General features: G+C 68.5%; 5 protein-coding genes and 1 rRNA gene. 4 read left to right on the forward strand and 2 right to left on the reverse strand.

Features of this window, described 5'->3' with window-relative positions; genetic code table 11:
- The 4 genes from rrf to D7X96_RS38245 all read left to right on the forward strand — a co-directional run.
- A 5S ribosomal RNA gene (rrf, locus tag D7X96_RS38230) occupies positions 1-71 on the forward strand; the annotation flags it as partial.
- Between the two features lie 346 nt (positions 72-417).
- The gene (locus tag D7X96_RS38235; protein WP_120552992.1) at positions 418-3,189 is read left to right on the forward strand and encodes a serine/threonine-protein kinase; all 2,772 of its coding nucleotides are present in this window, start codon (positions 418-420) and stop codon (positions 3,187-3,189) included.
- Positions 3,190-3,305: 116 nt separating this feature from the next.
- Positions 3,306-4,676, forward strand: a complete 1,371-nt coding sequence (locus D7X96_RS38240) for a KamA family radical SAM protein (RefSeq protein WP_121725166.1) — start codon at positions 3,306-3,308, stop codon at positions 4,674-4,676.
- Positions 4,676-5,911 (forward strand): KamA family radical SAM protein, encoded by a 1,236-nt coding sequence (locus D7X96_RS38245; protein WP_120552991.1) that lies wholly within the window; start codon positions 4,676-4,678, stop codon positions 5,909-5,911. The genes D7X96_RS38240 and D7X96_RS38245 overlap by 1 nt, the downstream gene beginning before the upstream one ends.
- Before the next feature lie 5 nt (positions 5,912-5,916).
- Here D7X96_RS38245 and D7X96_RS38250 read toward each other — a convergent pair whose 3' ends face one another.
- A complete protein-coding gene (locus tag D7X96_RS38250; RefSeq protein WP_121771943.1) occupies positions 5,917-6,498 on the reverse strand; it encodes a hypothetical protein in 582 nt (193 codons plus the stop codon).
- A gap of 63 nt (positions 6,499-6,561) precedes the next feature.
- On the reverse strand, positions 6,562-6,897 hold the full coding sequence (locus tag D7X96_RS38255; protein WP_121771944.1) for a hypothetical protein: 336 nt from the start codon (positions 6,895-6,897) through the stop codon (positions 6,562-6,564).
- Positions 6,898-6,986: the final 89 nt, after the last annotated feature.

Here is a 6,986-nt window from a genome sequence, read left to right on the forward strand (position 1 = left end):
CGGAAGTTAAGCCCTCCAGAGCCGATGGTACTCCGCGGGAAACCGCGTGGGAGAGTAGGTCGCTGCCGGATTCTTTTTGAAAGCCCCTGGTGCCGCAAGGCGCCAGGGGCTTTGTCTTTGCGGGCTTGTGACACCGGTTCCTGCACCTGGCTTGAGCGCTGAGTCGTGCTCGCCGGGGGCGCATTTCGCCTGGCGGTGCGCGGGGCCTGCGCTCGCAGTGGGCGGTGCTGGGCCCGCGCGGGGAGGCGGGTGGGTCAGTTTCGGGGCGTCGGAGCGCCAAGGTCTCGGATTCCTTGGGGAATCGCGTCATCGTGGATGTTTGACCGCCGTTCCCACTGGATCTAGAGTCACTGCTCCCCCCGGTTTGCGCACCGCCTGCCGCGGTCCGTACTCGCCGGCGCCGGGCAGCCCCGCGAGATGAAGAAGCCGACCTTCTTTGGGAAGTACCTGCTCCTCGAGCGCGTCAACGTCGGCGGTATGGCCGAGGTCTTCATCGCGAAGGCTTTTGGCGTCGAAGGCTTCGAGCGCATCCTGGCCATCAAGAAGATCCTTCCGACGATGGCGGAGGATGACGAGTTCATCACGATGTTCATCGACGAGGCGCGGATCAGCGTTCAGCTGAACCACGCCAACATCGTGCACATCCACGAGCTCGGGAAGCACGAGGAGACGTACTTCATCGCCATGGAGTACGTGGCGGGCCGTGACGTCCGCACGCTCCTGGAGCGCTATCGTCGCCGCAAGGAGATCATGCCCACCGCACAGGCGGTGTTCATCGTCTCCAAGATGTGTGAGGGCCTGGACTACGCGCACCGCAAGAAGGACGCGCGCGGCCAGGACCTGCACATCATCCACCGCGACGTCTCTCCGCAGAACATCCTCGTCTCGTACGAAGGCGAGGTGAAGATCATCGACTTTGGCATCGCCAAGGCCGCCAACCGCTCGCAGAAGACGCAGGCCGGCATCCTCAAGGGGAAGTTTGGCTACATGAGCCCGGAGCAGGTCCGGGGCATGCCCATCGACCGGCGCAGCGACATCTTCGCCGTCGGCGTGCTGCTGTACGAAATGCTCACGGGCGAGAAGCTCTTCGTGGGCGAGTCCGACTTCTCCACGCTGGAGAAGGTGCGCAACGCGGACATCCCGCTGCCCCGCGAGTTCAACCCGAACATCTCCGCGGGCCTGGAGAAGGTCGTCCTCAAGGCGCTCGCGCGCGAGCCCGAGGACCGCTACCAGTGGGCGTCGGACCTGCAGGAGGACCTGATGCGCTTCCTCCTCGCGGGGGACGCCATCTACTCCTCGAAGCACCTGTCCGGCTTCATGAAGGAGGCCTTCGCCGAGGACATGCTCCGCGAGGCGGAGAAGATGGAGCGCTACGCCTCCGTCGAGCGCCCGGACCAGATTGAGCACTCGGGTGTGACGCTGCCTCCTCCGGTGGCCGCGCCTCCTCGTGCGACCGCGCAGAAAAGGTCGCCGGCTCCGTCGGCCACCGGCTCGCCCGTGGGCCGCGCCTCCACGGCGCCCGCCCAGCCCGCGCCCGGTTACATCCCTCCGCCCACCGATGAAGAGCTGGCGGAGATGGATGGCGCCGCGGACAAGACGCAGATCGTCGACTCCACGCACACCTTCCGTGCCCCGGAGACGCGGATCGCCGACAGCAGCGTCGTCGTGGATGACAGCATCACCGGCCGTTCGGAGAACCCCATCGACCGGGCCGGGCACCACACCAGCGCCTCTCCCTACGCGCAGGACGAGGGACGCGGCGGCAAGGGTAAGAGCGGCCCCAAGTCTCAAGTCATCATCGGGGACGAGGGCGGCGAGGCCTACGCGGGCGCGACCATGATTGGTCCGGCTCCGACGGCGCCTCCCTCGCGCTCCCGTGGTGGTTCCGCGGCCCCGGTGTTGGACCCGGAGGAAGAGGAGACCACGGGGAACATCACCCTTCCGGTGGGCTCCCGCAACAACGGCCTGCGTGCGCAGGAGGCCGAGGCGGAGGATCCGGACGGCGCCTACGACGACCAGGGCGACGAGTACGACCGCGACGGCCAGGACGACTACGGAGACGAAGGGCAGGACGGCGAAGAGCCGCCCTACGACGACGAAGCCGACGGCCCGGCGACCATCCCGCAGAAGGCTTCCAAGATGGCGAAGCCGGCGCCGCCCGCCAAGGTGGAGAAGCCCAAGGCGCCCGCCGGTCCGAAGAAGCCGCTGCCCAAGCCCGCCATCATCGGCATGGCCGCTGGCGCGGGCCTGCTGCTGCTCCTGGTGGTGATCTTCGTGGTCCGGGGCTCGTCCACGGGCTCCGTGAACTTCGTCGCGCCCGTGGGCGCCACCGTCCTCGTGGACGGGGAGGCCGTGAACGCCAACCAGGTCATCGAGCTGTCCGCGGGCATCCACAACGTGACGGCCTCGGCTCCGGGCTATCAGGCCGTGACGCAGCAGATCGAGGTCACGGCCGGACAGGCCGCGGCGCCCATCCTCCTCAGCCTGAAGGCGGACGCGCCGGCCCAGAAGCCTCCGGAGCCCAAGCCTCCGGAGCCCGAGAAGCAGCCGGCCACGCCGCCGGCGGTGGTGGAGAACACGCCGCCTCCCTCGACGCCGGAGAAGCCCGTCGAGCCACCCGCTCCGAAGAAGTTCACCGCCCTGTTCGAAGGGCAGGAGGGCGCGGAGATCTCCGTCGACGGCAAGTCCCTGGGCAAGCTGCCAGGGGCGAAGCTCGGCGACCTGGAGATGGGCAAGACGTACACCTTCACGGCGAAGCGCTCGGGCTTCAAGCCGTTCTCCGGCGAGTTCACGTCCAGCGGTGACACCGAGGTGCGTGTCCCCGTGGAGATGGTCGCCGAGGCCCCGCCGCCCGAGCCGAAGCCGAAGCCCACGCCTCCTGAACCGAAGCCGAAGCCTCCGCCCGTCGTCGTGGCGCCCACCCCGAAGCCTCCTCCGGAGCCGAAGCCGAAGCCGGCGGCGGCCGCGATGGGCAAATTCGCCTGCAGCACGTCTCCGGCGGGCGCTCAGATCTGGGTGGATGGAAAGAACACGAACCGTGTGACTCCCGTGCCGCTGGGCAATCCGCTGTCGCTGCCGGTGGGCAAGCGCAAGGTCGTCTTCAAGCTCAACGGGAAGTCGACCAAGCCCCAGGTCGTGGTGGTCGAGGCGGATGGCGTCGCCAAGCTCATCAACATCAAGGTGGAGTAGACGGACGCACTGCGCCATGGGGCATCTTGTGCCTCTGGCGATTGTTGAGCAGGGATGTCGGGGGGCAGGCTATGACGCCTCGCCCACGGCGCTCCTTTCGTTGAGGTGATGTGTTCATGAGCACGACGTCCACTCGAGGCAAGCCCGAGGCTGGCCCCGCGCAGCAGCCTTTCACCTATCCCCTTCGCAAGGAGTTCGTGGAGCCCGACTGGCGGCGCATCCCGGGCTACAAGGACGTCACCGCGGCGGAGTGGGAGAGCTCGGTGTGGCAGCGCAAACACACCGTGAAGAACCTGCGCGAGCTGAAGGCCGCGCTCGGGCCGCTGCTGCCGGACGACCTGGCGGCGAGCATGGAGCTGGACCAGAAGGAGCGGGCGACGATGTCCATCCTCGTCCCGCCTCAGATGCTCAACACCATGAACTTCGAGGACCTGTGGAACGACCCGGTCCGCAAGTACATGTTGCCGGCGCTCGCGGACCGCCGCTCGGACTGGCCCAACCACCCGCGCGCCAGCCGTGACAGCCTCCACGAGCAGGACATGTGGGTCGTCGAGGGCCTGACGCACCGCTATCCGACGAAGGTGCTGGCGGAGATGCTGCCCACGTGCCCGCAGTACTGCGGCCACTGCACGCGCATGGACCTGGTGGGCAACGACGTCCCGCAGGTGTCCAAGCACAAGTTCGCGACGGGGCAGAAGGAGCGCTACGAGCTGATGCTGGACTACCTGCGCCGCACGCCCACCGTGCGCGACGTGGTGGTGTCCGGCGGCGACATCGCGAACCTGCCCATCCAGGCGCTGGAGCCGTTCGTCAGCGCGCTGATGGACATCCCGAACATCCGCGACATCCGCCTGGCCTCCAAGGGGCTCATGGCGCTGCCGCAGCACTTCCTCCAGGACAACGTCCTGGCGGGCCTGGACCGGCTGGCGAAGAAGGCCGTGGAGCGCGGCGTGGACCTGGCGCTGCACACGCACGTGAACCACGCGCAGCAGCTCACGCCGCTCGTGGGCAAGGCGGTGCGCAAGCTGCTGGACATGGGCTTCCGCGACGTGCGCAACCAGGGCGTGCTCTTGCGCGGCGTGAACGACAGCCCCAAGGCGCTGCTGGACCTGTGCTTCACGCTGCTCGACCACGCGAAGATCCTGCCGTACTACTTCTACATGTGCGACATGATCCCCAACAGCGAGCATTGGCGGCTGTCGGTGGCGCAGGCACAGAAGCTCCAGCACGACATCATGGGCTACATGCCGGGCTTCGCCACGCCGCGCATCGTCTGTGACGTGCCGTTCGTGGGGAAGCGCTGGGTGCACCAGGTGGCGGAGTACGACCGCGAGCGCGGCATCTCCTACTGGACCAAGAACTACCGCACGAGCGTGGAAGCGAACGACGCCGGCGCACTTGATCGCAAGTACGAGTACTACGATCCCATCGACACGCTGCCGGAGTCCGGCCAGGCGTGGTGGCGGGATCAGCCCAAGGCCGCGTAATGGATTCCTCCGCGGGCGCGACGGCGCCCCTGTCGTCTCCCCGTCCCTCGCTCAGTGCCGAGGGCCGGGCCCGGTTGTTTCCCTCCGCGACCGACGCGGAGTGGACCGACTGGCGCTGGCAGCAGCGTCACTCGGTGCGCAACCTGGAGCAGCTGGAGCGCTACGTGCGCCTGACCCCGGAGGAGCGCGCCGGGGTGCAGGAGACGTCCTCGCTGTTCCGCATTGGCATCAGCCCGTACTACCTGTCGCTCATCGACCCGGAGCACGCGTCGTGCCCCGTGCGCATGCAGTCCATTCCGGTGCGCGCGGAGGCCCGGGTGCGGCCCGGGGAGCTGGCGGATCCGCTCGGCGAGGACAAGACGCGGCCGGAGGAGTGCATCGTCCACAAGTATCCGGACCGGGTGCTGTTCCTGGCGCTGGATACGTGCTCGGTCTACTGCCGCCACTGCACGCGGAGGCGCATCACCAAGGGCGGCGAGGCGGAGCTCACCAAGGACCAGATGCGCCGGGGCATCGACTACGTGCGCAGCCACCCCGAGGTGCGCGACGTGCTCATTTCCGGAGGCGATCCGTTCCTCCTGAGCGAGGAGCGCCTGGAGTCGCTGCTGGCGCCGCTGAGCGAGATTCCGCACGTGGAGATGATCCGCATCGGGACGCGGGTGCCGGTGGTGCTGCCCATGCGCGTCACGGACTCGCTGGCGCGCCTGCTGCGCCGCTACGCGCCCGTCTACGTCATCACCCACTTCAACCACCCGAAGGAAGTGACGCCCGAAGCGCGTGAGGCGTGCGAGCGGCTGGTGGACCATGGCGTACCGGTGGAGAACCAGGCGGTGCTGATGCGGCAGCTCAACTCGGATGCGCGCATCATCAAGGAGCTGTCGCACATGCTCCTGCGCAGCCGCGTGCGCCCGTACTACCTGCACCAGATGGACGTCGCCGAGGGCTGCGAGCACCTGCGCACGCCCATCGCCAAGGGGCTGGAGATCCTCGAGCAGCTTCGCGGGCACACCAGCGGGCTCGCGGTGCCGCACCTCGCGGTGGACCTGCCGGGTGGGGGAGGGAAGGTCACCCTCCAGCCCGACTACGTCATCGAGCGCGGCGAGCGGGAGACCCTGTTCCGCAACTACAAGGGCCAGACGTACGCGTACCCGGAGCCGGAGGAGACGGACTGCTCCTGCCCGTACGACGAGGTGTGGCAGGCGCGGTCGAAGGAGCTTCGCTCCGGCGGCCGCTGAGCGGGTTACTTGCGGCGCCGGGAGGACGACTTCCGGCTGACGGACTTCGCCGGCGTGCTGGTGTCGCTGCCCATCTCGACAACGGGCCCACCGGACGTGCCATCCAGGCTGCCATCGACGTCGACGGAGGGCTCCGCGCCCTCCGTGGACTCCAGCTCCACGGGGTCCGCGTCGCTGAAGCCCTGCTGGATGTGGACCTCGCCGTCGCCCTTGCGCTTCTTCGCCTCGGCTTCCTTTTCGGCCTTGGCCTTGTCGTCCAGTCGCTTGGTCTCGTTGGCGACGCGCTGGTTGTCGTCGGGCGTCATCCGGGCCGTGAAGGTGGCGTACTCCTTCGCGGAGATGCCGTGCTTCTCCATGACCTTGGCGGCTTCGTTCTGCTGGTCCCGGATGGCCTGGCCGCGCTCGGCGTTGCTCATCTCCGACGGCTTGCGGTTGCCATACTCGTTGTTCACCTTGGCCTGGGCCGCGGCCTCATCGCGCTGGATGGCCGCCACCTTCTCCGGCGTCAGGCCTTCGTCCTCCGCGAGGGCAGGGGCCGCCAGCAGGAGCGACGAGGCAGCGAGCATCAACGAGAGACGGGTGTTCATGGGGAGGCTCCTCAATCCGACCCATCATAGGCACGGAGTCTCAGCCGGCGCATGGACGGTTCTTCAGGGCGCCTGACACCGCGTGCAGCCGTCGTTCGCGCCCGCGCACTGCTCGCGGGCCCTGGCGCAGCGCGGCGGCAGGTCGTCCCGGTCCGCCTGCCGCTCCACGAGCCCGCAGAGCTCCTCCGCCGTGGCGCACGTCCGCGTGGAGACGTCGCACTGCTCGGCGCAGGTCAGGTCGTCGCCCTGCTCGCGGGCGCGGAGCTCGTCGAGGCGGGCCTCGAGGCCGTCGAGGGTCGCGTCGTCGTCCCCGGCCACCCGGGTGTCCACGTGCTTCGTGCAGCCCGCCAGCGCGATTGCCGCCGTGAGGAGGGCCAGCCATGACCGGGTCGCTCGCATGGTCCTACCCTAGCGCGCCCGCTCCTGGCCGCGTCCAGTCAGCGCCGTTCAGGCGAGCGCATGCGGCGCTCGCCTGAACGGCGCTGACT

It is taken from the genome of Corallococcus interemptor (assembly GCF_003668875.1).
GTDB classification, from domain to species: Bacteria; Myxococcota; Myxococcia; order Myxococcales; family Myxococcaceae; genus Corallococcus; species Corallococcus interemptor.